General features: G+C 39.1%; 30 protein-coding genes. 9 read left to right on the plus strand and 21 right to left on the minus strand.

The window, feature by feature from the left end:
• Window positions 1-46: 46 nt before the first annotated feature.
• The 10 genes from ACQRD1_RS09085 to ACQRD1_RS09130 all read right to left on the minus strand — a co-directional run bounded on the left by ACQRD1_RS09085 (window position 47) and on the right by ACQRD1_RS09130 (window position 4,483).
• The gene (locus ACQRD1_RS09085; protein ID WP_002578778.1) at window positions 47-316 is read right to left on the minus strand and encodes a hypothetical protein; all 270 of its coding nucleotides are present in this window, start codon (window positions 314-316) and stop codon (window positions 47-49) included.
• Window positions 313-552 carry a hypothetical protein gene (locus ACQRD1_RS09090; protein ID WP_002578779.1) on the minus strand — a complete coding sequence of 80 codons (240 nt, stop codon included), beginning with the start codon at window positions 550-552 and terminating at the stop codon, window positions 313-315. The genes ACQRD1_RS09085 and ACQRD1_RS09090 overlap by 4 nt, the downstream gene beginning before the upstream one ends.
• On the minus strand, window positions 552-1,295 hold the full coding sequence (locus ACQRD1_RS09095; RefSeq protein WP_427787318.1) for an IS1634 family transposase: 744 nt from the start codon (window positions 1,293-1,295) through the stop codon (window positions 552-554). The genes ACQRD1_RS09090 and ACQRD1_RS09095 overlap by 1 nt, the downstream gene beginning before the upstream one ends.
• Window positions 1,296-1,321: 26 nt before the next feature.
• Window positions 1,322-1,693, minus strand: coding sequence for an alpha/beta fold hydrolase (locus tag ACQRD1_RS09100; protein WP_427787319.1), 372 nt, complete (start codon window positions 1,691-1,693; stop codon window positions 1,322-1,324).
• A gap of 77 nt (window positions 1,694-1,770) precedes the next feature.
• Window positions 1,771-2,184, minus strand: coding sequence for a hypothetical protein (locus ACQRD1_RS09105; RefSeq protein ID WP_427787321.1), 414 nt, complete (start codon window positions 2,182-2,184; stop codon window positions 1,771-1,773).
• Complete coding sequence (locus ACQRD1_RS09110; RefSeq protein ID WP_427787322.1) at window positions 2,181-2,390, minus strand: helix-turn-helix domain-containing protein; 210 nt, start codon at window positions 2,388-2,390, stop codon at window positions 2,181-2,183. The genes ACQRD1_RS09105 and ACQRD1_RS09110 overlap by 4 nt, the downstream gene beginning before the upstream one ends.
• A gap of 22 nt (window positions 2,391-2,412) precedes the next feature.
• Entirely contained in the window at window positions 2,413-3,072 is a 660-nt protein-coding gene (locus tag ACQRD1_RS09115) for a phosphatase PAP2 family protein (RefSeq protein WP_427787324.1), read from the minus strand.
• Between the two features lie 186 nt (window positions 3,073-3,258).
• The gene (locus ACQRD1_RS09120; protein ID WP_427787326.1) at window positions 3,259-3,660 is read right to left on the minus strand and encodes a hypothetical protein; all 402 of its coding nucleotides are present in this window, start codon (window positions 3,658-3,660) and stop codon (window positions 3,259-3,261) included.
• 108 nt (window positions 3,661-3,768) lie between these two features.
• On the minus strand, window positions 3,769-4,041 hold the full coding sequence (locus ACQRD1_RS09125) for a hypothetical protein (protein ID WP_427787328.1): 273 nt from the start codon (window positions 4,039-4,041) through the stop codon (window positions 3,769-3,771).
• Between the two features lie 31 nt (window positions 4,042-4,072).
• Window positions 4,073-4,483 (minus strand): peptide deformylase, encoded by a 411-nt coding sequence (locus ACQRD1_RS09130; protein WP_427787330.1) that lies wholly within the window; start codon window positions 4,481-4,483, stop codon window positions 4,073-4,075.
• A gap of 372 nt (window positions 4,484-4,855) precedes the next feature.
• Here ACQRD1_RS09130 and ACQRD1_RS09135 point away from each other — a divergent pair, with 372 nt between their 5' ends.
• The 6 genes from ACQRD1_RS09135 (at window position 4,856) to ACQRD1_RS09160 (ending at window position 8,741) form a co-directional block, all read left to right on the plus strand.
• Window positions 4,856-5,242 (plus strand): plasmid mobilization protein, encoded by a 387-nt coding sequence (locus ACQRD1_RS09135; protein ID WP_427787332.1) that lies wholly within the window; start codon window positions 4,856-4,858, stop codon window positions 5,240-5,242.
• Window positions 5,220-6,896 (plus strand): relaxase/mobilization nuclease domain-containing protein, encoded by a 1,677-nt coding sequence (locus ACQRD1_RS09140; protein WP_427787334.1) that lies wholly within the window; start codon window positions 5,220-5,222, stop codon window positions 6,894-6,896. Before ACQRD1_RS09135 ends, ACQRD1_RS09140 begins: the two co-directional genes overlap by 23 nt.
• A complete protein-coding gene (locus ACQRD1_RS09145; RefSeq protein WP_427787336.1) occupies window positions 6,893-7,213 on the plus strand; it encodes a hypothetical protein in 321 nt (106 codons plus the stop codon). The genes ACQRD1_RS09140 and ACQRD1_RS09145 overlap by 4 nt, the downstream gene beginning before the upstream one ends.
• Window positions 7,206-7,973 carry an FAD-dependent thymidylate synthase gene (locus tag ACQRD1_RS09150; RefSeq protein ID WP_427787338.1) on the plus strand — a complete coding sequence of 256 codons (768 nt, stop codon included), beginning with the start codon at window positions 7,206-7,208 and terminating at the stop codon, window positions 7,971-7,973. The genes ACQRD1_RS09145 and ACQRD1_RS09150 overlap by 8 nt, the downstream gene beginning before the upstream one ends.
• Window positions 7,970-8,383, plus strand: a complete 414-nt coding sequence (locus ACQRD1_RS09155) for a dUTP diphosphatase (RefSeq protein ID WP_427787340.1) — start codon at window positions 7,970-7,972, stop codon at window positions 8,381-8,383. The genes ACQRD1_RS09150 and ACQRD1_RS09155 overlap by 4 nt, the downstream gene beginning before the upstream one ends.
• 73 nt (window positions 8,384-8,456) lie before the next feature.
• Window positions 8,457-8,741: a helix-turn-helix domain-containing protein gene (locus ACQRD1_RS09160; RefSeq protein WP_427787342.1), complete on the plus strand. Its 285-nt coding sequence runs from the start codon at window positions 8,457-8,459 to the stop codon at window positions 8,739-8,741.
• Between the two features lie 176 nt (window positions 8,742-8,917).
• Here ACQRD1_RS09160 and ACQRD1_RS09165 read toward each other — a convergent pair whose 3' ends face one another.
• The 3 genes from ACQRD1_RS09165 to ACQRD1_RS09175 are packed head-to-tail and all read right to left on the minus strand — an operon-like array spanning window position 8,918 to window position 12,247.
• The gene (locus ACQRD1_RS09165) at window positions 8,918-9,679 is read right to left on the minus strand and encodes a hypothetical protein (RefSeq protein WP_427787344.1); all 762 of its coding nucleotides are present in this window, start codon (window positions 9,677-9,679) and stop codon (window positions 8,918-8,920) included.
• A 10-nt stretch (window positions 9,680-9,689) separates the two neighbouring features.
• Window positions 9,690-11,996 carry a hypothetical protein gene (locus ACQRD1_RS09170; protein ID WP_427787345.1) on the minus strand — a complete coding sequence of 769 codons (2,307 nt, stop codon included), beginning with the start codon at window positions 11,994-11,996 and terminating at the stop codon, window positions 9,690-9,692.
• Window positions 11,997-12,013: 17 nt separating this feature from the next.
• Complete coding sequence (locus tag ACQRD1_RS09175) at window positions 12,014-12,247, minus strand: hypothetical protein (RefSeq protein ID WP_427787347.1); 234 nt, start codon at window positions 12,245-12,247, stop codon at window positions 12,014-12,016.
• 467 nt (window positions 12,248-12,714) lie between these two features.
• Between ACQRD1_RS09175 and ACQRD1_RS09180 the strand changes: the two genes are divergently transcribed.
• From ACQRD1_RS09180 to ACQRD1_RS09190, 3 genes are read left to right on the plus strand one after another with little or no spacing between them, the layout of a single operon-like run.
• Window positions 12,715-13,875 (plus strand): restriction endonuclease PLD domain-containing protein, encoded by a 1,161-nt coding sequence (locus ACQRD1_RS09180; protein ID WP_427787348.1) that lies wholly within the window; start codon window positions 12,715-12,717, stop codon window positions 13,873-13,875.
• Entirely contained in the window at window positions 13,875-15,722 is a 1,848-nt protein-coding gene (locus tag ACQRD1_RS09185) for a Z1 domain-containing protein (RefSeq protein WP_427787350.1), read from the plus strand. Before ACQRD1_RS09180 ends, ACQRD1_RS09185 begins: the two co-directional genes overlap by 1 nt.
• A 4-nt stretch (window positions 15,723-15,726) precedes the next feature.
• A complete protein-coding gene (locus ACQRD1_RS09190) occupies window positions 15,727-16,683 on the plus strand; it encodes a restriction endonuclease PLD domain-containing protein (protein ID WP_427787352.1) in 957 nt (318 codons plus the stop codon).
• A 27-nt stretch (window positions 16,684-16,710) separates the two neighbouring features.
• On the opposite strand, the gene ACQRD1_RS09195 is transcribed toward ACQRD1_RS09190, so the two are convergent.
• The 8 genes from ACQRD1_RS09195 to ACQRD1_RS09230 form a co-directional block, all read right to left on the minus strand.
• Window positions 16,711-17,154, minus strand: coding sequence for a very short patch repair endonuclease (locus ACQRD1_RS09195; RefSeq protein WP_427787354.1), 444 nt, complete (start codon window positions 17,152-17,154; stop codon window positions 16,711-16,713).
• A 25-nt stretch (window positions 17,155-17,179) separates the two neighbouring features.
• The gene (locus tag ACQRD1_RS09200) at window positions 17,180-18,232 is read right to left on the minus strand and encodes a DNA cytosine methyltransferase (RefSeq protein ID WP_427787356.1); all 1,053 of its coding nucleotides are present in this window, start codon (window positions 18,230-18,232) and stop codon (window positions 17,180-17,182) included.
• A gap of 2 nt (window positions 18,233-18,234) precedes the next feature.
• Window positions 18,235-18,585 (minus strand): helix-turn-helix domain-containing protein, encoded by a 351-nt coding sequence (locus ACQRD1_RS09205; RefSeq protein ID WP_427787358.1) that lies wholly within the window; start codon window positions 18,583-18,585, stop codon window positions 18,235-18,237.
• A gap of 224 nt (window positions 18,586-18,809) precedes the next feature.
• On the minus strand, window positions 18,810-19,664 hold the full coding sequence (locus ACQRD1_RS09210; protein WP_427787359.1) for a DUF4316 domain-containing protein: 855 nt from the start codon (window positions 19,662-19,664) through the stop codon (window positions 18,810-18,812).
• Complete coding sequence (locus tag ACQRD1_RS09215) at window positions 19,654-19,914, minus strand: transposon-transfer assisting family protein (protein ID WP_427787361.1); 261 nt, start codon at window positions 19,912-19,914, stop codon at window positions 19,654-19,656. Before ACQRD1_RS09215 ends, ACQRD1_RS09210 begins: the two co-directional genes overlap by 11 nt.
• Entirely contained in the window at window positions 19,911-21,911 is a 2,001-nt protein-coding gene (locus ACQRD1_RS09220; protein WP_427787362.1) for a YodL domain-containing protein, read from the minus strand. Before ACQRD1_RS09220 ends, ACQRD1_RS09215 begins: the two co-directional genes overlap by 4 nt.
• A gap of 64 nt (window positions 21,912-21,975) precedes the next feature.
• The gene (locus ACQRD1_RS09225) at window positions 21,976-23,031 is read right to left on the minus strand and encodes a DUF5688 family protein (RefSeq protein ID WP_427787364.1); all 1,056 of its coding nucleotides are present in this window, start codon (window positions 23,029-23,031) and stop codon (window positions 21,976-21,978) included.
• Between the two features lie 39 nt (window positions 23,032-23,070).
• Window positions 23,071-25,179, minus strand: coding sequence for a DNA topoisomerase 3 (locus ACQRD1_RS09230; RefSeq protein WP_427787366.1), 2,109 nt, complete (start codon window positions 25,177-25,179; stop codon window positions 23,071-23,073).
• Window positions 25,180-25,189: the final 10 nt, after the last annotated feature.

The raw sequence follows: 25,189 nt of genomic DNA on the forward strand, positions 1-25,189 counted from the left end.
CAAATGTAAAGATTGGAGCCTACTTGTTGCAGCACTCCAATCTTCATTATTTTACGCCAGTATTCGTTTCAAAGATATCAATAAGAAATGGCAACATTGCTTCCTGTTCCCTAACATATGATTGATAGCTAAATATTGCACCTGGTGCATCCAAATCATTTGCATTGCCAACGCATACAAAACCGTTACCTTCAATCCCTATGTAAGTAGTTATATGGTGCATCTTACCGCTGTCATTTTTTTCAATTAAATTCATAAGCGTCAGACCATCACCGATATCATATAGGTCGATTCGTTTCTTTGATTCCTTTTTCATTCTGTCAGACCTTCCCCTTTCACAAATGCAAGAATCTCTTCATAGGATCTGCTGCTATTTATAACCGCATCCATTAATTCTTCCTTACGCAGTTCATTACGCATTTTTACAAGCTCTGCAAGAGCATCCTTTTCTGCTTCATATCTGGCTTTGGCCTTTTCCAATGTCTCTTTCTGCTGTTCGATTTTTGCATCAAGCTTTTCTGTAGTTACTCTGGATTTATATTTTCTTGCCACTATGATTTCCTCCCGTTAATCTTAACCTTAAGAACTTTTGGATTCAGTTCATTGCTGATTTGTTCCGCTTTTCTTTTGATATAATTCGCATCAATACCAAATGCTTTGAGTATTATTTTCTGGTTTGCTGTTACAGCATGATCCAGGCGATAAACGCCATCCGCCTGCCGTATCATCTCTATTTTCTCAAGTTCCCTGATTGCTGCAGGTACATTCATAAAGTTTGGAGAACTGAGCAGTTTTTCTTCTTCATCCTTGAGCTTTGTATACATGCGATTTCTGATAATCAGGGCAACAAATGCAATCAACATTTTCCCTTCCAGCGCATCACCGGTATACACCCTCATACTTCTGTTGCCTAAAAATGTCTTATCCGCTTTGAATAACTTTTCAGAAACATCCCTGCTCTTATACAGTTCAAGAGCCTCTTTCGCCTTCATATTTTCCGAAGTAATAATACAGAAATAACCACACATTTTCAGTTCTTCTTCAATAACAGAGCTCTTTTCTATAGCACACACAAAGCACTGGTCTTCCTGACCCTCGTGGTAGTATTCCAGGCTGAAATACTTTTCATATGATTTATCAAGTACTACAGGTTGCCCCTCCAGTTTCTTAAAATAAGCAGCGAGCTTGTCTATTTTTTGTTCCAGTTGTTCCCTTTCAGCAGCTGCCTTGCTATAGCTGTAATAAATGTGCAGATATCTGTTTCTTTCATCCGATGGAAAGACAGTTCTTTCCACAGTAGTTCCATTTACACCAAAGCGTCTTATTGTATACTGCCTGCTATCTTCAAATGTACCCTTATGCGTTCAGGATTCTCCAATGCCGCATTAATAGCCACAAGAGCTCCGCCACTGCATCCGATTAGATCAACTTTTGAGAGGTTCAGATGGTCGCATAAAGCAATAACCTGTTTTGACCATTCATACCACAAATCTGCCGGCCACTCACGCAGCCTGTCTGATTGTCCACATCCCAGAAAATCCATTGTAATTACACGATGGTTTTCCGAAAAGAGAGGAATAATCGGTGCATACATTTTGCTCGATGCTGTATTCCCGTGCAGAATTATTAAAGGCTTGCCCTCACCTGCTTCTTCATAAAATATTTTATTTCCTTCATAGTCGAGATAACTCATTGATTATTCTTCCTTCCTAATCTTACAAATTCCGATCTCTCAAGTTCTAAAAACTAGAATTAATATGACTCAACTCCTTATCGACCTGCCGTAGCTCGTTTATAAAGTAGTCCCCCTTTAATAAGAAATAACAGAAAAGCCACTGTTACTGCATGTGGTTCTTTCGCAATCGCCAAATACAAAACAGTAATAATACTAAGCCCTACAGACAAAAAAGTAATCACCTTTTTCCCCTTTTCAAATTTAAAATTGACCATTAAAATATTCACAATTCCAATAATCGTCAATGCGCTAAAAAGGCCCCAGTATGTCATACGAATCCAAAATTCATTATCTACATACTCAATAAGACTTACTGAATAGATATATCCATCAACCGGTTTGGGATACAATGGAAGAAAAATAAGCATTAATGAGAGCAGATCGGAAAATCCAAATAGCAAGTCACATAACCCGTTGAGATTTGACTTGTTTTCTTTTTCCGCAATCAAAACCAACTGATCTCCGGATAAAAAAACTCATCAATGGACACAGAGAAATATCCGGATATTTCTTTTAATGAATCTATGCTCGGATATCCTCTTCCGGATTCCCATTTTGAAATTGCCGTTCTTGAAACATATAATGCCTCTGCCAGTTCTTCCTGTGTCAAGCCTCGGCTCTTTCTTAATTCCTGAAGCTTTTCATAGAATTCCACCCCCTGCACCTCCTTTTTTATTTCACTTTTTTATTGTCAGCATAACTACTGCCTTATAAATAGTAAATAATCCGGCACTTAACAATACACCACCCACAATATCCGTAAACCAATGTACTCCTGAAATCAATCTGCCAATCACCATGAATGCAGAAAAAGCGATTGCCAGAATCGTTATGATTCTTTTTAATGTAGAACATGACATTCTGCGCCGAATCTGTTCGATCAAAGTAGGCATCACACACAATACCAGTAATGTCGTTGAAGAAGGATAAGAAGCCTCCATAATTCCATTGATTAAAATTGGTCTGTAATTGATTGGGATGATTTCAAAAATGAAGTATGCCAGTATCACAATAACATAATAAACACCCAGGATAATGATATCTGGATCCACTTTGAAGAGACTTCTTCTCTTTATTAACTGAACCAGTCCAATACCCGCAAAAATCAGGCATACAGCTAAAGGAATCAGACCCATCCAATCAGTAATCGTATAAATTGTCATATTGACATCTGTCAAACGATGAAACCAGCAATTGAATGCTGCAAATCCAATATTAGTTCCGTGCTGTCCCAGTGGTTGCACATCTACCATCTGGATCAAAGCTGTCCATATTGCAAACGCTACAATGAATATCCCTCCAAATAATAAAACCTGTTTTCCATTCTTTTTCATCATTCTACGTCCTTTCTATATTGGTTTGTCTTTTCGACAGTTTCATCTTATCAAAAAGCGTAAAATGACAACAGAATCTCTCTTTCACATGTGTGACACGATTCGTATCATCCCCACAAATGCGCCATTTTCTTGAATATATATCCCTACAAATCTTGATTTATCAACTTAAAATCTGGAATATATCGCTCAAAACTTCGATTTTTCATAATTGTAGGGAACACTTGTACCCGCTACAACATCCTCAATCTTTTCAATTATCAACCAATCATCCATATTGTTTTGATGTTCAAAAACAAGCGGAGTTATTTCCTCGACATTTTCAAATTCTACCAAACACAGACATTTCTTGTGCCAGCGCTCATTTTGTTTCTCAGATAAGTTCAGCTTGTTTTGGTTGTCTGAAAGAATTTTCACAATTTCTTCATCAGACAGTTTCACATAATTCTGAACACTTTTGACAACAGCAGTTGCTGTGATTTCTGCACTTCCTTTTTCCATAAAATAGAGCTGCTCTCCCTCAAAAACTCTGCTATGCGGAATTTTCCTTCCTGCAGCTCCACGCACAACCATTGTTTTTGTTCCTGCCAAAATCTTATCTAATGCTTTTTCGCCTTTCTTTCCCGAATTATCGCAATATACCAAATGAACCATTATCAAATCCTCCCAAAATCCCGATTTGTTAAATTGACTTTTTCTCTACAACCCATTTCTGTAAATCCCATTGATCACAGTCTGTGCATGTTCCATTTCTTTTTTCTGAATGATTGCATCTCTGTCACTTAAGATTGCAAGCATTTCATCCACCAGATCCTCGATTCGGGGATTACTTACCCGATACAAATAACCAAGCATCCGGGTGGCAGTATAATCTGTATTCATATTTTTATAGGCAATTTCTGCACAGAACTCTTTGGGATATCCTCTGTCCAGTAAAACCTTGTATAATTCATCGGTTCGTTCCGATGCCATAAGCAATCACTCCCGTAATCTCAAAAATCATTTAAATCAAAATTCCTTCCAGATGATCCAGCTCATGCTGACAGATCTGTGCCGGCCAGCCACTGAGTTTCTGTCGTTGCTTTTTCCAGTTCATATCAAAATATTCTACTTCGATATTCTCATATCGTTTTGTTTTCCTCACACCGGAAAGAGACAGACATCCTTCTTCTGTTTCATACGGAGTATCCTTGCTCAGTAGAACCGGATTAAACATCACGATATCTACGAATCCCATATTTACAATGATCACTCTCTTTTTCACACCAATCATATTAGCAGCCATGCCTACACACCCGGCACGATTTGCCTGTAAAGTGTCCTGTAAATCCTTTCCCACCTGCAGATCTGCCTTTGTAGCAGGTTCTGATTTTTGGCCCAGAAAGAACACATCTTTCATTATTGGCTTTACCATCTATTATTCCTCCACGTCAAATCATTTCACACTCTGATTATATCAACAAAATCATATTTCTACCATAGCGAGGTTTTTTCATTTCCATGTTGTATAAGGGGCTCTCTTTTCCCATACAAGTGAGAGGTTCTTTTTCTAAGAGCAAGATCCACCCGTGTTTAACAGTAGTGCCATTTTGGCAACTGTTCCACTTACGGGTTTTCATCTTGATGGGGATTCCGATTCCCCATGCCCTCGTTTTCGACATCACAGATGTCTTCTGGCTTCCACTAAAAAAGTGGTCGCAGCAACATAGGTTCAAATGGAAGGGACAGCCATTTTTACTCATGTTGGCATCACTATGTGATGAATCATTCCAAAGAAAGGAGGAATATGCAGAAAACAAATAGAAGGAAAGATGTTACTCATCCACATTTCGTAGCTGTAAGACTTACCGATGCAGAGATGGCTCTTTTAGATCAGGGGGCATCCATGCTTGGCATTTCCAGATCAGAGTACTTAAGAAAGTTACTTCTTGATAAGGAAATTACAAACAGGATTGAAGTCGTAGCTGACATGGATGAACTACGACGTCTGGTCAATGAATATGGAAAAATTGGATCAAATCTCAATCAGATCGCCAGATATTTTAACACTGGTGGAGATAGCTCTGCGGAAATGAAAGATGAGATCCGGCAGTGTATCTCGGATCTGTTTTCCTTGAGAAAAGAAGTATTAAGAATGGCAGGTGAATTGCATGGCCATAATCAAACACATTAAAAGCAGAAATGCGAATTATTCCGCTGCACTGGAATATCTGCTTTTCCAACACAACGAAAAAACGGGAAAAGCGATTCTGGATGATTCCGGCAGGAAACTGTTGAGAGAAGAATTCTATATGGACGGACTGCATTGTGACCCAATGTCTTTTGACAAAGAATGTGAGAAAACAAATACATTTTTTCACAAAAATCAAAAAAGAGGGGATATCAAAAGCCACCATTACATCATCAGTTTTGACCCTGCCGATGCAACAGAATGTGGACTCACCGGAGAAAAGGCACAGGCACTATGTCTGGATTTTGCCAGAAAAAACTTTCCTGGTTATCAGGCACTGGTGGTCACTCATACAGATGGGCATAATGGCTCCGGTAACATTCATACCCATATTGTCATTAACAGTGTTCGTAAATATGCAGTTGACCGGCAGGATTACATGGACAAGCCTCATGAACATGAAGCCGGATTTAAGCACCGGTCCACAACAAGATTTCTGAAACATTTAAAAAAAGGGGTCATGGAAATGTGTGACCGAGAAGGGCTCCACCAGGTAGATCTCCTTTCTCCGGCACCTGCAAAAGTAACAAGAGAAGAATACTGGGCAAAGACGCATGGACAAGATCAGATGGATAAAACAAATGAGAAAATTCGTGCTACCGGGCTGAAACCAGCTTCAACTGTATTCCAGACACAAAAACAGTTTTTGAGGGATGCCATCGATGACTGCTCGCAGTTATCCGGAAGTTTCGATGAATTCCAATCTCTGCTTTTGGACAAATACAATATTTCTGTCATTGAGAAAAGAGGTAGTTACCGGTATCTTCATCCGGACAGGGACAGACGGATCTCTGCAGAATCTCTGGGAGCCAACTATGGAAAAGCATATCTGGAACAGCAATTCCAGAACCATTCAGTCAGCAAAGTTCGTCCACATGAAAGTTCTCACAGGACGGAAAATGTTGCCAAGCTCGATTATCATGCAGATCCATTTATGATCTTTTTTGTAAAATCTGAGCTTCGCCTTGTGACGGATCTCCAGACAAATGTAAAGGCAATGCAGAATCAGGCTTATGCCCGGAAAGTGAAGATCAGCAATCTGCAGCAAATGGCAGATACCTTGATTTATATTCAGGATCATGGTTATGACACAAGAGAAGATTTGAAAAAACAGGAAACTGACATCCGATTAAAGATGGAAGAAGCTCAGGAACATCTTTCTGATCTATCTTCCAAAATGAAGGATCTGAACGCACAGATTCACTACACCGGACAATATTTTGCTTCAAAACCGATATATGCTGAATTTCTGAAATCGAAAAATAAAAAGAAATTCCGGCAGGATCATTTATCGGAAATCAAATCCTACGAGGAAGCCCGTGACTGGTTAAAAGCGTTCTATCCGGATGGAAAGATGCTTTCGATGAAAATCCTGAAATCTCAAAAAGTGGAACTACAGAAATCCATTAATACCCAGAAATCAGTTGTAAAACAATTCAGGGATTATCACAAAGAACTGGAAATCGCCAGTGCCAATGTGGATGCCATTCTCGAAAGGAAGGAGCCATCCATTTATACGTATTACGAACAACCGGCACAGACAGAAAACCAAAAAACAAATTCACAACACAAAAAGAAGGAGGACAAAACATTATGACACAAACAGAATTCAATTTGCTATTCATACAGCAAGTACACCGCTGTGAAGAAACCCTACGCGGGAAAGCAAAAGAATATACTGGGAACAACCCGGACAGGCTCAGTGCATTTAAAACAGCTGCAGCTCTGCAGGAATGTACACCCGAAAGAGCCCTTGCCGGAATGATGGCAAAACACATCATCTCACTTTATGATATGTGCTTTTCGGAGCAGTCAACTTACGACCAGAGCATGTGGGAGGAGAAGATTACCGACAGTCTGAACTACCTGTTTCTGTTAAACGCACTGGTCAGGGAGGGGGCCTGCAATGAATAAAATCGAGACAAAAATATTGAACTGTTTTGCAGTAAAAGAAGCAGAAAAGAATATGGTCTTTGCTGCAAGGCTGACCCAGAGAGGGCACATCATCCATTCCATGAATGACCTGATGGACCTATATAATCAAGCCTTTACGGAGGAAACCTTGACGAATCTGGGCGATCTTCCCCACCCGACCATTCAGAAATTCACAGTAATCACTCTGGCTGTTGTGGGTGCCAGCAGAAGGTTTCTCTCCCAGATCACACGTCATCAGAACGAAGTGAAATTCATGAGTGCCTCACTGCAGTACAGCAACTATTCCGGAGAAGCAGATTTCGCGATTCCTTACGAAATTATTTCCGCTCCTTCCGAGATACGGACACTATATCTGGAAAGCTGTCAGGCAGACATGGACTGTTATGAGCGCCTGTGCAAAGCTGGTATCAGTCACGATGCTGCCGGTTATGCAACTCCACAAGGTCTACGTAATGTACTGATCATCAGTGCCACACCTTATCAGTGGAAACACATGATCGGTCAGCGTTGCTGCCGCAGAAATACCGATGAGATGCGGATCGTAATGCTCATGATCTGGCAGAATCTGTTCGAATTAAGTCCGTCACTTTTTATTCCGAAACAGACCGGACCATTCTGCCAGAGAGCAAAATGTCTGGAAGGAAAAATGAGCTGCCGACATCCCATTGAGCAGATCTTGCTGCCCGAAGATATTCTTCATCTGGATTATCCTTTACTTTGCAGAGGTGATGCAGTATGAAAATAAAACTCATTGATTTCGGGCTGACTCCCGGACACAATCCTCTCCGCGTCCATGAAAACGATGCCGGTGCCGATGTATATATGCCCTATGACTGTACTCTCCAGCCAGGAGAAATTATCAAAGTACCGCTGGGATTCGGACTAATCCTTCCTGATGGATATGCCGGATTTGTATTTCCCAGAAGCAGCATGGCAGAGAAGGGGCTTACCTGTGAATTGCCACCGGTTGATTCTGGATATCGTGGAGAGATCCATGCCATCATCAGCAATGTCAGCAACAAGGTACAGACGATACACAAAGAAACCAGAGTTGGTCAACTGGTAATTACACCTATCATCATTGCTGATTTTGTATTTGACCTTGGACAAGAAAGAGGAACTGATGCATTCGGAAGTTCCGGAGAATAATTGTTACTTAATAAAACTGAGGTGCCACACCGGCACCTCAACACAGATACATATAAAACGCGAGGATATGATTATGATTACATTTGGAGAAAAATTACGATATTTAAGACGAAAAAACAATCTTACCCAGAAACAACTCGGCATGGCTGTTGGTTTTCCTGAAAAGACCGCTGATGTCCGAATTGCTCAGTATGAAACCAATGCACGTACGCCCCGAGAGGAATTACTAAGAAAGTTGGCACAGGTACTTGGCGTGCAGAAAGAAATTCTCACTGTGCCGGTACTCACAAAACCAAGGGAATTCTCTGCAGCATTCTTCTGGATGAATGAAATGGGAGAGAGCAGGTTTCATTTATAATAATAAGATGGATTTAAAAGATTAAATATTTCTATATTCTCTAAGTGCATACGTTGCCCCGATATTTAATGAAGATTTGCTGTCTGCTACATCAAGCATATTATAACCAGAAAGCGAAGAATATTAAAAAAGAGCTCTCATTCAATCTGATGTGGATGAGAACTCTTTTTTAATGATTACATCAATTCTGCGAATGCTTCATAGCACATTTCTTCAGTCACGACCTGCGAATGCTGTTCTTTTTTCTTATTAAAACATAAAGCATAGTATTTCTTTGACCATTTTCCTTTTGATTTGATTTTTGCAGACTTTGGATGTTCTGTCGAGAACACTTTAAACTGTTCCCGCCATTTAATGCTCATTAGCATGATAGAATCATATATTGCAAAAAGTTCTTCGGTTTCAAATACACTTGTATCCTTTCCCTTGAGGTAAAGATTCAAGGCTTTTTCAAACTCTCTCCAATCATCCTCTCGGATTTTTTTCGTGAATCGTTTCAGCCATTGAAATATACGTTCATCTTCTCTATTGCCAACTCGGTCAAGAATATCCTGCCACTGCCGCCATGTCAACTTTTCCACAACGTCTTTATCTTGCTGTGATAAAATATAACATTGCTGATAAAAGCTACGGGTTACGGAATTTGCTCCCTCGTCTCTTTTACGTTCTTCCTTTGTAGCGAAATGTTTTATCTCGTCCCAGAACCTTCTACGTTCAGAAACAGAAATCTCGTACTTCTCCAGCAGGCTACCAAGAAATAAACCGAGATTATATTTATACCAGACGCCTTGTCCATACTCTGCTTTCATATCAGCTTCAATAGTCGGTATTTCCTCTTGCAGAGCATGAAGAATATCATCTATTGAGGCTTTTTCTTTGGAAGACAGCAAACCGTCATATACCATATGTCCGTCTACTAATTTAACTATATGACCCATTTAAATCACCTCATTTCAAGCTTTGAGCATAGATACTTTCGATTTTCTCAAGTACCTGATCAACTGCTTCCTGTGGCTCAAGTTCGGAGAAATCTTTTCCGTCCTGGCCGAACATATCATATTTTCCTTCGCCTAAATAGAGAAGTACATACTGCTTCAACATTTGCTCACGGAGATATTCGTGCTGGATGTCAGGATAATCCTGGACATTTAAGTATGCAGCATGTCCAACATTCAAGAAAATTGTTCTTCCATTTCCCGGTGTACACCACGAACGCTTATAGTTTTCAGGCGCAACAATACTCTGTATATCAAATGCATCGTTTTTACCGTTTTTCTCATCACTATTTAAGAAAACTTTGTAGTGATAGAAGGTGATCTTATCGCCTTTTTCATATTGATTATCATCTTTGTTCGCAATGAGTCTTGCACGCAATTCCAAAACGCCTTCAGTAAGGTATTGTTCATAAACCACTTTTTCAAATACGATTTCTTCAATATAAGGGGTAATAACATCTTCAAACGGTTTTACCTCTCCGGTAAAAGATGCTACATCAACGATTTTAGGGCAGGTCGGATCACTTGCATTGTGTATGCTGACATTAAGCTTATAACTGAGTTCATGATTGCGCTGATTCTCTATTTTATAGCATACCTTCCTAACTTTTTCTCCGAAATTTACCCTGCGACTACCTTCAATCGGGAATAAGCATTCATGCAATGATAAATTTACTGATTCTCTGCGGTTGTCCGGACGTTCTATATCAAAGAAGTAAGGAAGTTCCTTTTTCTTCTCTTTACCACTTCCGATCACTTTAACTGAAAGAACAATACGGTTTTCAGCAAAACGAACAGAGTTATCTTTTGTAACTTTATGTATAAACGCAAGCTTCTCAGCTGTATTTGATTTTATAGTGACCTTGTCACTTGCAATAGAAGATACAACTTCGCCGGTTGCCGGATTAAGCACATAAAGTTTATATTCAAATTTCTTGTCTGTAGCATAGGAGCTCTTGATTCTTACAGAGAAACTGATATTATCACCAGAAGTAACTTGTTCTGAATCTTTAACCGGATATGCAATATCCTGCCAACGGACATCGAAATCTGCCTTCTTTGGTCCTTTCCCAAGATCTTCAAGTCCGAGCTTATCAAAGAGATCCTGAATATCTTCGGCAATTTGCTTTAGCTCATCCTTCAGTTTTTTGTCTTCAGTCTCTTTGTCTTTTATAAATCCCCATTCTATCAGGTTCGCTTTAGTTTTTTCATTACAGTAGTTTTTGAGATTCTGATATGCTGCACGCAGTTTTTTTCCTTTGCTGACACCGAAATGAACTTTATCTTCGATTTCAGACAAATCATCTTCCCATGCTTCGTCTACTTCTACATAGCCCCAGTATTTGCCCTTAATCTTGTCAGGTATGTCCTTTAATTCGATATCACCGATTTTCATGCCTTTGCGGTAATAGGAAATACCTCCCCATATGTTTCCGCCTTTATCAAATACATATAATCCAAAATGTTTTACCTTATAATTTGAAGCATAAGTTTCTGGATTTTGAAGTTCGAAGACATGAGATCCGTCTTTGATTCCAGTGGGGATTGGAACTGGATTGCCATTAACGGTAATAGCGGAACTTCCGTCCAAACGCTGGATAATAAGCCACCAGGATTCTTGGATATAAGGGATGATTGTTCCCTGACGGATCGAGTCGGCAAGTTCTTCCTTAGGCATTTCAATAATAACTCGCGTTCCTGTGCTTTTTTTCTCATCCAAGCCGGTAGTATCATGAATAAAAGTTTTAGCATCAGTTCCCTCCAGAGCCACAGACATTACCTGCCCACATTTATTCAGATTAGCAACATACAGACCGTCTTCTCTGAGAGAATCAAAATAATAGGTATATGTTTGTGAGGCAACAGAGTAAACACTCTTACCGGCACCAAAAAGGCCACCGCCAGTTGTGTTTCCGCCTGAATTAAACATAGAAGTAAAACGTGATAGACGTTCAGAAGGAGGGAGCACTTCTCCATTGGCCATCATCTGATTAATGGTTTCTGATGGCGTATTCTTACCAGTCAAACCGACGGTGCCGGAATCTTCAACAACTACAAAATTTCCGTGTTCATTTTCAATGAGCGAAATATCACAGGACCAGTTCTTCCATTTGTTGGTTTTTCTAGCACCTACAGCATTTTGAATGGCGTCTTTCTGAAAACCATTCGGGAATGTCACACCTGCATCTGTATATGCACCAAGAATCCAATCGACATTATTCTTATAATTCTGGGGAATAGGAGTCATAGAATTATTCATAAAAGCACCTCCTTGAATTAATCTAACGTAAAACGAGTGCTCTTTTTACTTTCAATCTTACTGAACTTCTTTTTCGCTTCTTTAACTTCAGCATCAATAGCATTGAAAATTTTATCGACATCCTGCTGTGTATAGTCATAGACATTGGAATTTGAGCAATTGCTTAACAACTGGAGCATATCTATGATTTTGTTTGTACGGGCTTCTGCTAAGCGAACAAATTTATCACGTTTTGTCTCTTTTTCTTTCATTTGAGCTTCCTCCTACGACAATTATTTGAATATAAAATAGCATTCAGAGGAAGAAATGTCAATAATATTTAAATAATATTATCCACATTTTTTAAATATTATAATATATATTTGACGCAAATAATCAGCACAGCTCAAATACCCATTTTAAAATAATTAATATATAGAGAATTATTTTTCAAATATTTAGATTTTTAGTATGTTATTTAGAAAATCTTTTTATAAAAAGAGTAAAGACAGCATTGCCAACTCACTGGTACTGTGAATCTTTTTAACCAACAAATAAATGAAATCGGGGACATAGAAATATTCTGCAACGTAATAGATGATTAATAATTGCCTTTCAGAAAAGATGGATTACCCATTTATTCGGAATGTCCATCTTTTCTTTTTGTGTAATCATGGTATAATTTTTATAATAAGTAGTAACAGAAAATCCACCAGGAATAATGATACGGAGAAGGAACATGAATCTTTTATATTCAAATATCCTTCCATTAGGAACGGATGAAGGACAAAATACAATTATAGATACAATTAAAGAGCAGATAACATTATCTGATAGAATAGATATTGCGGTAGGCTATGTTTCCCGAGCATCTCTGGATGAATTAGAACACTTAGCAGAACAGAACAATATCAAAAATATTTGCCTCATTATAGGTATGTATTTTGTTGAAGGTATGCCAGAAGGCTCTTATCACACTGCTCTTAAATTAAATAAAAAATGGCAGGAATCAGGTATTGGAGAAATTAGGATTGTAAAAGCATTTAAATATCACGGAAAACTCTATGCCTTTTATAAAGATAATCTTCCTTTTTCTGCAATTCTGGGCTCTGCAAATCTCGGAGTAATAAAACCAGAGGCAAATAACAGAAGACAATATGAATTATCCTCTATAACAACGGACAAAAACGAATTATCAGAGCTGACTCAGTTTATTGATAAATTAAAAGCTCCAAATATTTCTAATAATATCGCAGATGTTGTTGGAATGCCATTAATTCACGAAACCAATACTGCACTTTCTGGAATAGAGCTTGTAACAACTGTACCACAATCGAATGTCGATTTTTATAAAAGATGTGCCGCATATGCATCATTTCTTCTACCTTTAAAAGTGCCTTCATATGATGAACGCCATATGGATGATGGAAAACATTTTACAAAATCCAATGTCAATGTCTGTTATGCTGCGCCTAGAAGTAAACGCAAATCCAGAGATTGGTATGAAACACAGCTGACTGTTGCAAAAGAAATCACACGTATAGAAGGATATCCTGAAAAAAACAAACCATTTTTCATTATTACTGATGATGGATATTGGTTCAAGGCTCATACCACTAGCGATGGCAATAAACAATTTAGTGCTGTAGGTGATGAATTAATTATGGGAAGATGGCTGAAAGGTCGGTTAGCCGCCGCAGGTCTCGTTAAGCCTGTCAATGATACACAAGCAGATACTGATCGTACAGGTATGATAACAAAAGAAATGTTACAGGAATATGGTTGTGAAAATCTATATCTAAAGAAAACAGGCCAGACTGCTTTGGATGAAAACGGAAATTCACTTGATGTGTGGATGCTCTCATTTAAGCCGCTTGATCAGGAAGGAGCTGATAGCTAATGCAGTATCTCAAAACATACCTTAACAAAATTGAAAGCAGAGGTAATACCAAGCTCGCAGAATCAGTATTGAAAACTGCAGAAGAAGTGGGTAATTCGTATATAAAAACCTTTTCGTTCACAAGCCATGAAATAGGTCTTCTTTTTGGAAATGTTCAATCAGGTAAAACTGGTCAAATGTTTGGCATTATCTGTAAAGCAACAGATTTAGGATTCCCTGTTTTTGTTTTGCTGACAACGGATAATGTGGTTTTACAACAACAAACCTTAGATCGTGTCAAAGCTGATTTAGATGGATATTGTATCTGTGGTGAGAACGATGCACAAATATTTATTGACAACAGCCTGCTCCAACCCACGATTGTAGTATTAAAGAAAAATGCACGTATTTTAAAATTATGGGCAAACATTTTCAATTCTACTGGATTCATGAAAGGCAATCCTCTTTTTATAGTGGATGATGAAGCAGATGCAGCTTCCTTAAATACACTTGTTAATAAAGACAGACAATCTTCTATTAACAAATACTTAGATTCTATTAAAAATGGGGCATCTAGCAGTATTTATTTACAAGTAACAGGAACACCGCAAGCCATTCTTTTGCAAACTGTTTCGTCTGGATGGCATCCTTATTTTACATATTATTTTCAGCCTGGAAATGGTTACCTTGGAGGTGATTTCTTCTTTCCTGCAAGTGGGAAACCTGAGTGTATTCAATATATAGAGGAAATAACTGAACCAACAAAAAATGTTGTAATCCGGCATATTGCTGTTTCTGCACAAATACTTTCTTCGGGTGGAAAAGTTTCAAACTGTCTCTTTCACCCAAGTGTAAAACAAGCAGTTCATCAAAAATATGCTGATGAAGTTATACATGCTCTTTCTTGGTGCACAGAACATAAGAACTCAGAATTCACAGAATTGCTCAAACAAGAATACAGCCTTATCTGTCCTTCCAAAATTGAAAAGGTATCCTACGAAGCCTATATGAATAAAGCCTATGAATTACTAGACTCACAATTAATCAATGTTCTGATTATGAATGGAAAAACCGATGTTGATAGTGAACAATACGAAAACGGATGTAATTTTGTTATAGGAGGAAATACATTAGGACGAGGTGTTACTTTTCCCGGACTACAGACAATTTATTATACCAGAACCAGTAAAAAACCTCAGGCAGACACAATGTGGCAACATAGCCGCATGTTCGGTTATGATCGTGATCCTGGATTGATGAAGGTCTTTATTGACGAGCATTTATATAAACTCTTTGCTGATATAAATGCCACAAATAATTCTATTATTGCACAGGTTGAAAACGGAATAAATAATATCAAAATATATTATCCAAATGGACTTAATCCGACAAGAAAAAATGTACTTGATAATGATCATGTTGAAATGCTGTCTGGAGGAACAAACTATTATCCCTTTAATCCTGACAATGATTCAATTGAAGAAATATCAACACTTCTGAAACCTTTTGAGAGTAGTGAACCATACTATCAAGTCAGCATTCGAATAATAAAAGAGATTTTAAAACATATTATTCCAAGCTCTGATTTTAAAATGGATGCTTTTATATCTGTAATTGATTCTATTCTTGCAGAACAACCGACAATGCAAGGAATATTAATCGTCAGAAGAGAAAGAGATGTTGCTCAAGGAACCGGTGCTTTGTTATCGCCAAATGATTGGCAATTGGGTAAAAATTTCCCATCAAAACTTGTTTTAACAATGTATCAGGTTACTGGTAAAAAAGGTTGGCATGGAAAGAAGCTCTGGGTTCCAAATATAAAACTTCCAGGAAATATCATCTACTATGATGTTATTGAGGAGAATTAGATCTATGGCACCTGCAAATACCAATAATATCGTAAAACAGCTTTTATTTGATCCAATATCTACTGGTGCAGATAGGTTGTGTATTATTTCATATCAGGCAACACCAAGTATGGCTTCCTGGTTGTTAAAAACTTTTGAAGAATACGGTATATCTGATATAACAGTTGAATTAATCATTGGTTCTACCATAAAAGAAGGAATAGATAATATATCACATGATGGCTTTAAAGAGCTTCAAGGAGACCGGTATTCAAAGATATATAAAAACTTTACATGCAGTTACCTTTATCAAGGCTCCATACCCAAAACAAATTTGTTTATCTGGCTGAAGGATAACGTACCCATCTGTGCTTATTCTGGTTCTTATGAATTTACACAAGCTTCTCTTTTGAGAAAGTGCGATAATACGTTAATATCATGCAAACCAGTTGATGCATATAAAAAATACGAAGCCGCTGTCAACCGTTCCATATTCTGCAATCATGCAGAAGTGGAAGATTACGTTATCGTCCGTTTGCAATCAAATTCATCCGTTTTAGTTCAATCGAATTTCAATGATCACGTTATACATCTTTCGTTTTTAACAAGGACTGGTGAAGTGGGAAAGCGTTCAGGTCTGAATTGGGGACAACGACAAGGCAGAAATAAAAATGAAGCATATATTCCTCTTCCAATTAACATAGCAACAAGTGGTTTCTTCCCTTTAAATAAACAACACTTTCTTGTTGTAACCGATGATCACCACACTCTTTTACTGCGCGTAGAACAGCAAAATGATAAAGCCATTACCACACCAGCCAGCAATGCATTACTTGGTGAATATTTTAGAAACCGCTTGGGATTACCCAATGGAGCATATGTACATACCAATGATTTAATCAATTATGGAAGAACAGATGTTAGTTTTATTAAAATAGATGATGAACAATATTATATGGACTTTTCTGTTGATGAACAATAAATAAGAGCAGGGCGTATTCCTCTGCTCTTATTCTTTCTCACCATCACCTATTTTAATATCAAAAATTGTCTCTTCAATTACCTGAATACAATGATCAAGATTTTTCTTGATATCTTTTCCCCAGAATCTAATTACAGTCCATCCTAAAAAGAGTAGTTTTTTATTAACTTCCTCATCACGTTCTTTGTTTCTAGATATCTTGTTGATCCAATAATCACTATTATGACTTTTCTCTAAACGTGGTTTTAGAATTTCCCAATCTTTTCCATGAAAAAATTCCCCATCACAAAAAATAGCAATCTTATATTTTGTCAATGCAATATCAGGTTTTCCGGGAAGTTTATTATAATTTTTACGATATCGATATCCTCTATGCCACAACGCTTTCCGTAGTAAATTTTCTATAGACGTATCTTTACTTCTAATATTTTTCATATTTTTCCGGCGTTGTTCAGGTGTCAAATTATCCATAAATAATCACCCCTGAATGAAGCTGTTATTCGCTTATATTTGCTTCTGTATATGGATATTCTATTCCTGCAAAGCTTTTCAAAATTGCTTCAAAAATAATCTTTGCTCCTTCACATGGAACTGCCATTCCAATTTGTTTGCGAACTCCCTCTTTACTTCCCTCAAAAACATATGTATCTGGAAAAGTCTGAAGCCTTGCTCTTTCTCGATTTGTTAAAGCCCTAGGTTCACTCCAATGGTAGATATGAGTTCCACCACCTCCGCTTCCAGTAACTGTATAAGAGGGTTTTTCTGGATCCAGGCGTTTATATATCTGGCTTATCTTTGCCCCCTTAATATTCAGCTTCAAATCATCCGGCAAATCTGCTGTAAAAGCATTTTGTCCTGGAAGAATGTGCTGTAGACGTCGAACAACAACAGCAGACTGTTTTGTTCGTTCGTTATTCGCTGCATTTTCTGAAATTGGCGGTACCTCTATGGCTGTTCTGCATGAATTATCTACTCCCTGATATGGTTCCGTAGAAGGCACTCTAAACGTAACCGGTATATCATTTCTTATTCCTACAATAATTATTCTATGTCTAGCCTGAGGAATTCCATATTCTTCAAACTTGTAAAGATGTGGAGTTATTGTATATCCAGCATCTCTAAGTTCTGTAAGGATTTTTGTAAATGCTTTTCCTTCATTTGCATTTCTCAATCCACCAACATTTTCAGCTAAAAACCACTGAGGTTTGAATAGTTTCAATGCTTTAACACCATAAGAGTATAAAGGACCATAAACACCTTCCATCCCTTTCTGTTCTCCTACAACACTATAATCATTGCAGGGGAAACCGAACGCCAAAGCGTCTATAGGGGCAAGTTTACTCATATCAAATTTTCGGATATCTTCATGATATACTGTTTCCGGAGCATCAGGACAAATATTTCGACGATATGTATCACATGTACTTGCATCATAATCATTTGCCCACTGATGAACAATCCGGAAGTCCGGATTTGCAATATCTGCATGTGTAGCACCCCAAGCAATTCCACCCGGACCACAAAACAGTTCTCCCAATTTAAAAACCATACCTACAGACCTCCTTCCGAAATTTCATCAGTCTCTTTTCTTGAAATCATAAAATCAATTAATAACTGTAAATATTTACAATCATCATCGTCTAATTTTTCTAGATTATGCAATCTATTATTTGGATTAAAATCATTTTCAGAGATATAACCCGCTGCCAAAAGGATGTCAAATGGATGCATACCAAGTACTTTTGCAATTTTGCATAAATTCTCCCAGTTGGGAGTTTTACGTGTCCCATTTTCAATCTTCATGATTTCACTATCGCTGATACCACAAGCTTTTCCAAGGTTTTTTTGTGATAACTTGGCGGCTGTCCTTTTTTCTTTTATTAATTTCCCTACATTTGACATACTTTCACCTCTAAAATATGATATCATGTTTGCTGCTTTTTGTCAAGTATAATATGATATATTGCTGCTTATAGGCAGCATCCATATTATTATTGCGTTAACGTATTTTCCCCAATCAGCATACAATACTCAAAATATCTTAGATAGAAAAAAGGTCCAGAGAGATCATTATCTCCCTAGACCTTTGATTTACCTATTCGTGAATAGTTTTATAACTCATTTTGCTATTTCCTGCTGCGTTCCTGTGCCATCTGCTGCTCCAGATATCTCGGCACCGGCTTTCCGGATCTTTTTGCAATGGCAATCTGTTTCTCATGAAGTTTCTTTATCACAGAAGTCCTTTTCTTCGATCGTTTAGCCGCCGGATTCTGTATTTTTTCTTCAGCTTTCTTCTGGTTATTCACCTGCCCATCGACCATATCATAATTGGCTTCTGTACCTGATTCATGGCTGCGTTCATACATCCCATTCTGAAAATATTTCTGATAAAGCTCCATCTTAATCTGCAGCTGTTTCATCCTTTCTGTAGGCTGCTCTTGTGGATGGCTATATTCACGGATCTTCTTTTTGGCAGCTTCGTCAAATCCTCTGACTCCTGTTTCCGTGACAAATTTTCCATAGCTGTCGAGAATAATCCTCGCTGCCTGCTCCCGGAATTCCTGATGTTCCAGCAGATAAAACTGCTTTCCATCCATTATGATATTGTCCGTTACCTTCCAGTTTCCGGAATAACCATCTATTTTATAATCCTTTGTGTCCATGGAGATTACGCTTCCTGTCGAATTCATGCGGATGAATCCGCTGATTCTTCTGGGATAATCATCACTAAGATAGAAGCAGGAGATTACTCCTTCATGGTTAAGCACCAATACATCGCTGACCTCTGCTTTATTCCGGATTCTCTTCCAGACATCATTGGCTGTCTCATCTTTCTTCATTTCTCCAATCACAATCTGTCGGTAAAATTCCATGCGGATAGAAAGTTTCTTTTCCCTGGCTTCATTGAAGGATAGATGCCACAATTTCCGTCCGGCAGTCATTTTATTGACACGGTAAAGGGCAAACTGGTTAATCGTCATATACATCCTCCTCTTCCGCTAGAAGATATGAATCCAGATCCAAAGTATAGAAATATTTATCTTCAATCTGCTGCAGTTTTTCTACCAGAGTGGATACAATTTCGATCATTTCTTCATCGGACACATCTTCTTTGGTTTCTTCCAGAACTTCCAGTGCTTCCTTCAATGTCATTACTGTATCCTGTCTGGTTTTTTCTGCAAAAATCGCCATTACCATCAATTCATTTTCTTCGAATTTCACTGGCTTCATAAACTCATCGCCTCCCTTCTGTGCTGTGATCTTGTTTTCTTTTCTTTCTGTAGTTCTTCGGGCTTTTTGATTTCTGGTTTTTCTCTTTCTGTCTGCCTTTTCTCAATAATTTTTTCCACATCGGAAATAGCTTTCTGCACCAGTTTGTTATCACGGTATCCCGGGATGGAGTTGATGATATCTTTCTGTAGGGTTCTGCCCACATACAGATCAAACATTCCTTCATAATCACTGCCATCCTGCAGATTAAAGCCAATACTCTTTATTCCATTCATTCGGCTTCCCGGTATCTGGTCAAAGAGCTCAAAAGCCTGTTCCAGTGTCAGATCCTGATGAAATTCCCCAAGAACCGGAAACTCGGAACATTCTGCAACGTAGAAACTAATGCAGGAGCTTTTTTTTCCCACATCCAGATGAGACTCTGGACTTTCAATTCCCAGAGCTTCCTGTCTCTGTCTCACAAAGTCCGGCAGATCTGCAAAACCGAAACTGTCCACATAATAAGCTTTCATATCTCCATTCCTGTTCACAATCACCACATCACTGACAGACATCGAGTGACCCTTGAAGTCAGCCGGATGATTCTGATTAAAAATGCTGTATAACTCATCCAATGAAACCGAATCATGCAGGATTCCGGAATATACACATTTATAGTCATCTGCAGTTACTTCCATCCCATGATCTTTTACAAAATCCATGCCCATAAACTCATAAGGAACGTCTTTCAATTCCGTATTCAGCTGATAAAGGGCATATCTTTCTTCTCCTGCAAACATCAACTCTTCGGAAGATTTTTCATATCGTTCCGGGTGCATTACCCGTTCCACTCTTTCCGCAGTGTCTGGATCTTCCAGGACAACACCTTCCAGCCATTCTTTTACATCATTCCATGAATCTGAAATCATTACACCACCGATTTCATGTGTACCATCCGGAAGGAAACGAAGATTGCCATCTGTACTTTCCAACTCATCAAAATGATATCCGGCAGCTTCCATAACCGGTATCAATTTCTGTTTCTGTTCTGATTCCAGGAGCTTCTGTTTCTCTGCAAGCAATTCCTGCAGGTTGTCCGATAATTCATCAATCATTTCTCCTGCAGTCTTTCGGATTATGTCCATGGATGCTTTTAACTCTTTCATGTCACGATTACTGCTCCATCCGGCAATATACGGAAAACTGTATTCAGAAGTATCTACACCAAAAGCAGAGCAGACACAATAAGCAACGGATTCTGCCTCAACCTCTTTTGTCAGCCGATCCTTTTCTATTCCCTGTTTCTCCATGATATCTTTGTCGTGGAGCCGGGCATGTCCGGTTTCATGAATTGCTGTTTTGATTGTCTGGCTTTCACTCATTCCTTTTTGAATCACAATCTCTTTATCTCCGGAATGATAGTAGCCTTTAGCTTCTCCTGCAATCTCATCAAATCGGATCGGGACCGGTGAGACTGCTGTGATTGCTTTCATGAATAAATCATAATCCGCAACCGCCTCCGTCAGTTCTTCGGGAGCAAGGGTCTCTATAGGCTCACCGTCTGTCTGGCTGATATCAAACACTGTGGTTGGTTTAAACCGCGGAATGACCACTTCGACTTCCTCTGTTCTTGGATTCCCATCTGCGTCCAGAAGAGGCATATGGTTCTGATCCAGAATTTCCTGTTCCCTTTTTCTCTTGATCGGGGCAGGGGCAAGGATCGTAATTCCTTTTTCCCCTTTTTTCACCTGTCTGCCCATTGACTGCCAGTTTCGATATCCGGTAACAAGGGTTGCATCCGGTCTCTGCATCGCAATCAAGAGTGTATTATTAAATGAATATCTGTGAAACTTCGACATGGTCTGCAGATACTGGGCATATTTATCACCGGTAAAAATATTCTCCACGCCAGTCTCCAAAGATTTCAGGATACTGTTCATATCCTTTCCGGCAATTGGAAGTGGGATAGTAGAAGATTGAACAGGCTGGATTTCTTCAAAATTATTCTCTTTGTTCATTCGAACTCCTTTCTAAAACCCCGCCGGTTTTTGATTCCGGCGGGGCTTCTCATACACAAACTATTTAAAGTGACATATCATTTGTTCTCTGTTTCGGCTTATGTACCGGCTGAGACATATTCGGCTCTTTCTTATCGGGCATTTTCTGTTCCCTTCCCTTTGCTTTCTGACGTTCTTCAAAAGCAGATGCTTTTTCAAAAATCCTGTCCTTGGTATCATAGTGATACACTTCATCCGCCAGCTTTTCTTCGGGCCGGACTTCACTGTTATTCACTTCCATTACCATGCGTTTTAATTCACGGGAGGTCATTTCTCCATTATCCGGAAGAACCAGCATTTCATGAGTGGAAGAGGGAAGAATATAGTAATCTCCCTTTAATAATTCTCCAATCTGATCCATCTGACCGGGATAGAAGAGAACCGAAGCACCATCGAGCATCTGCTCATTTGTCACAATGGTAAGCGGAACTCCCATAGTCTGATACATCTCTTCCATCATCTGGTCAATATCCTCTTCCTTTACACCGGCAGCCCTCATATCATTCCTCATCATGTTTTCCATCATTTTATCCATGGAATCCACCTTAACCGGGAACAGCTTCGGACTGTTTTCCAGAGCATCCTGATGCAGCTGATCCTTCGAAACACCAAAAAGTCGCATCATTTCATGGGTTACGATTGTAGAAGCAATGCCATCCACTCCGGAATTAGCAAAAATATGGTAGGTAATCGCCAGATTCTCTACTCGCGTATGGGGAACATTAGACAGAATTTCCTGATTCCTGTCCGCATCTGACACCCGGATAAACAGGTTTTCTTTTGCCTTTTCATAATTAGTCAAAAGATCCATATCTATATCAATAGGTATGATCTGTACAACATCAGCCATCTTCTCCATAATATCTTTCATATCCATATGAACGTCCTGCATCTTTTGATAGAACATGTTCAGGTTCAGTGTCGGGGAAGTCCTCTGTCCCTCTGTTCTTACCGTCATTCCCAGATAATTTTCATTCAGTTTTTTGAATGGATAAACATCAACACTGGCATTTTTATATTCATCCGGAAGATAGTCTTTGATTGTTTCTTTTACAGTTTCTACAAATTTTTCAAATTCCATATTTTTCGTCCTTTCCTGATTTCATTCTCTTTTCGTTTTCTATTTTTTCTTGTGTTTTCCTGATGATTTCCCGCTCGGAAATTCAAGAGAAAAATTCACACGTTCTCCATTTGCATCCATAATCAGGTCTGCTTCAAAATACATATTTTTCTTGGCAGAATACAGATCCTTTATGCGGACTTTCCCGCTTTTTAAAAGCTCGGCAGCCATACGTTTATCAATGGTTTTGTGCATCCGCTCCAGATATTTTGTTTCCTTCCAGAGTGCAAAATGACAGTCTCTGTTACTACAGTAGAAGTTCTTCTTCCCTTCATACACCAGACTTCCGCATACCGGACAGGTTCCAATGCTTTCCCTTGTCTGGAATCTTCTGGTTTCTTCCTCCGGAATCGTGTCACATCCATTCAGCATCATAGTGATCATATTTATAATTCCGGTCATAAATCTGTCCGGGGTAATCTTGCCTTTTTCCATTTCAAGAAGCTGATTTTCCCATTCCGCTGTCATGCTGGCTGATTTCAGAAAGTCGGGCAGGATCTCAATCAGCACCTTGCCATCTTCTGTAGGAATAATCTGTTTTCCCTTACGGACGGCATACTGGGAATGTACCAGTTTTTCAATAATTCCTGCTCTGGTTGCCGGAGTTCCCAGACCCTTTTTCTCCGTATTTTCATCGAATTCCTTATTCCCGGCTGTCTCCATAGCCGCAAGCAGAGTATCTTCACTGTACTGTTTCGGTGGAGAAGTGAAATGCTCCGATTTATCAGCTGTCACATTGTAAAAGATCTGTCCGGGAGCAAGATTAGAAAACCTGTCTGTCTCCACATTTTCGGGATTTTCCATCGCGAGCCCATCTTTGTTCTTGAAGCATTCTTCATAAAGCTTCCATCCCATCTGCTTTACCACTTTCTTTTTTGCGGTAAACAGCTCGTTCTGGCACTTCACGGTAATATCGGTTTCTGTGAAAATCTGATCCTTTTCAGTGGCTTCCACCATACGGACACAGATGAGGAACAATACTTTCTGTTCCCAATCCTTTAACTGTGACAGGTCACAATCTGTTAATTCCACAGTGGGAATAATTGCATGATGATCGGATACCTTCCGGTTATTCAGGACAAGCCTGATATTCGGCTTTTCCGGCTCATCAAAGGGGCCTGTCAGCTGATACTTTTCATGGATCCTCCGAATCACATTACCTGCAGTTACCTCCATATCCTCTGTCAGATACTGGCTGTCTGTTCTCGGATAGGTGATCAGTTTCTGCTCATACAGAGACTGTGCCGCATTTAAGGTCTGCTGGGCAGTCATGCCATAATGCCGGTTCGCTTCCCTCTGCAAAGTAGTCAGATCATAAAGCTTTGGTGGTTTTACGGTCTTATCTGTTGAACGGATTTCTTCCACAACCGCATCACTTCCCTGGCAAAGAGCTCTCAGCTTTTCTGCTTCCTTTTCATCAAAGATTTTCTGCCTTTCTACCTGCAGGCCATCCAGATCCAGCTCTACATTGAAATATTTTTCCTTCTGGAATGAGGAAACAGCCCTGTCCCTGTCTACCAGCATGGCAAGCGTCGGTGTCTGAACACGCCCCACAGTCAGCTTCTTATAATATTTACTGGTGTAAGCTCTGGTTGCGTTCATCCCTACCAACCAATCTGCCTGGGCTCTGCATACAGCAGCATCGGCAAGGTTTTCATATGCAGACGCATCTTTCATTTGAGAAAATCCCTCGCGGATGGCTACATCTTCCATAGAACTGATCCACAATCTTTTTACCGGTTTTCTGCTTTGGGAAAGATCATAGACCCTCTTGAAAATCAATTCTCCTTCCCGTCCTGCATCACAGGCATTTACTACATAGTCGATCTCCGGACGGTTCAGCAGTTTCTTCAACACATAGAACTGATCCTTCTTGTCCTTTGGTACTGCCAGTTTCCACTCCTGCGGAATAATGGGAAGATCCTCATAGTTCCAACTGCTGAATTTCTCGTCATAAGCATCCGGAGCCACATATTCAGCAAGATGGCCGAGACACCAGCTGACGATGCAATCCTTTCCTTCCAGATATCCGTCTTCCCGTTTCTGTGCGCCGATCACATCCGCAATAGATCGGGCTACACTTGGTTTTTCTGTAATCACTAAATACATATTCTTACAA

It is taken from the genome of Bariatricus sp. SGI.019 (genome assembly GCF_050315235.1).
Taxonomy (GTDB): domain Bacteria; phylum Bacillota; class Clostridia; order Lachnospirales; family Lachnospiraceae; genus JAFBIX01.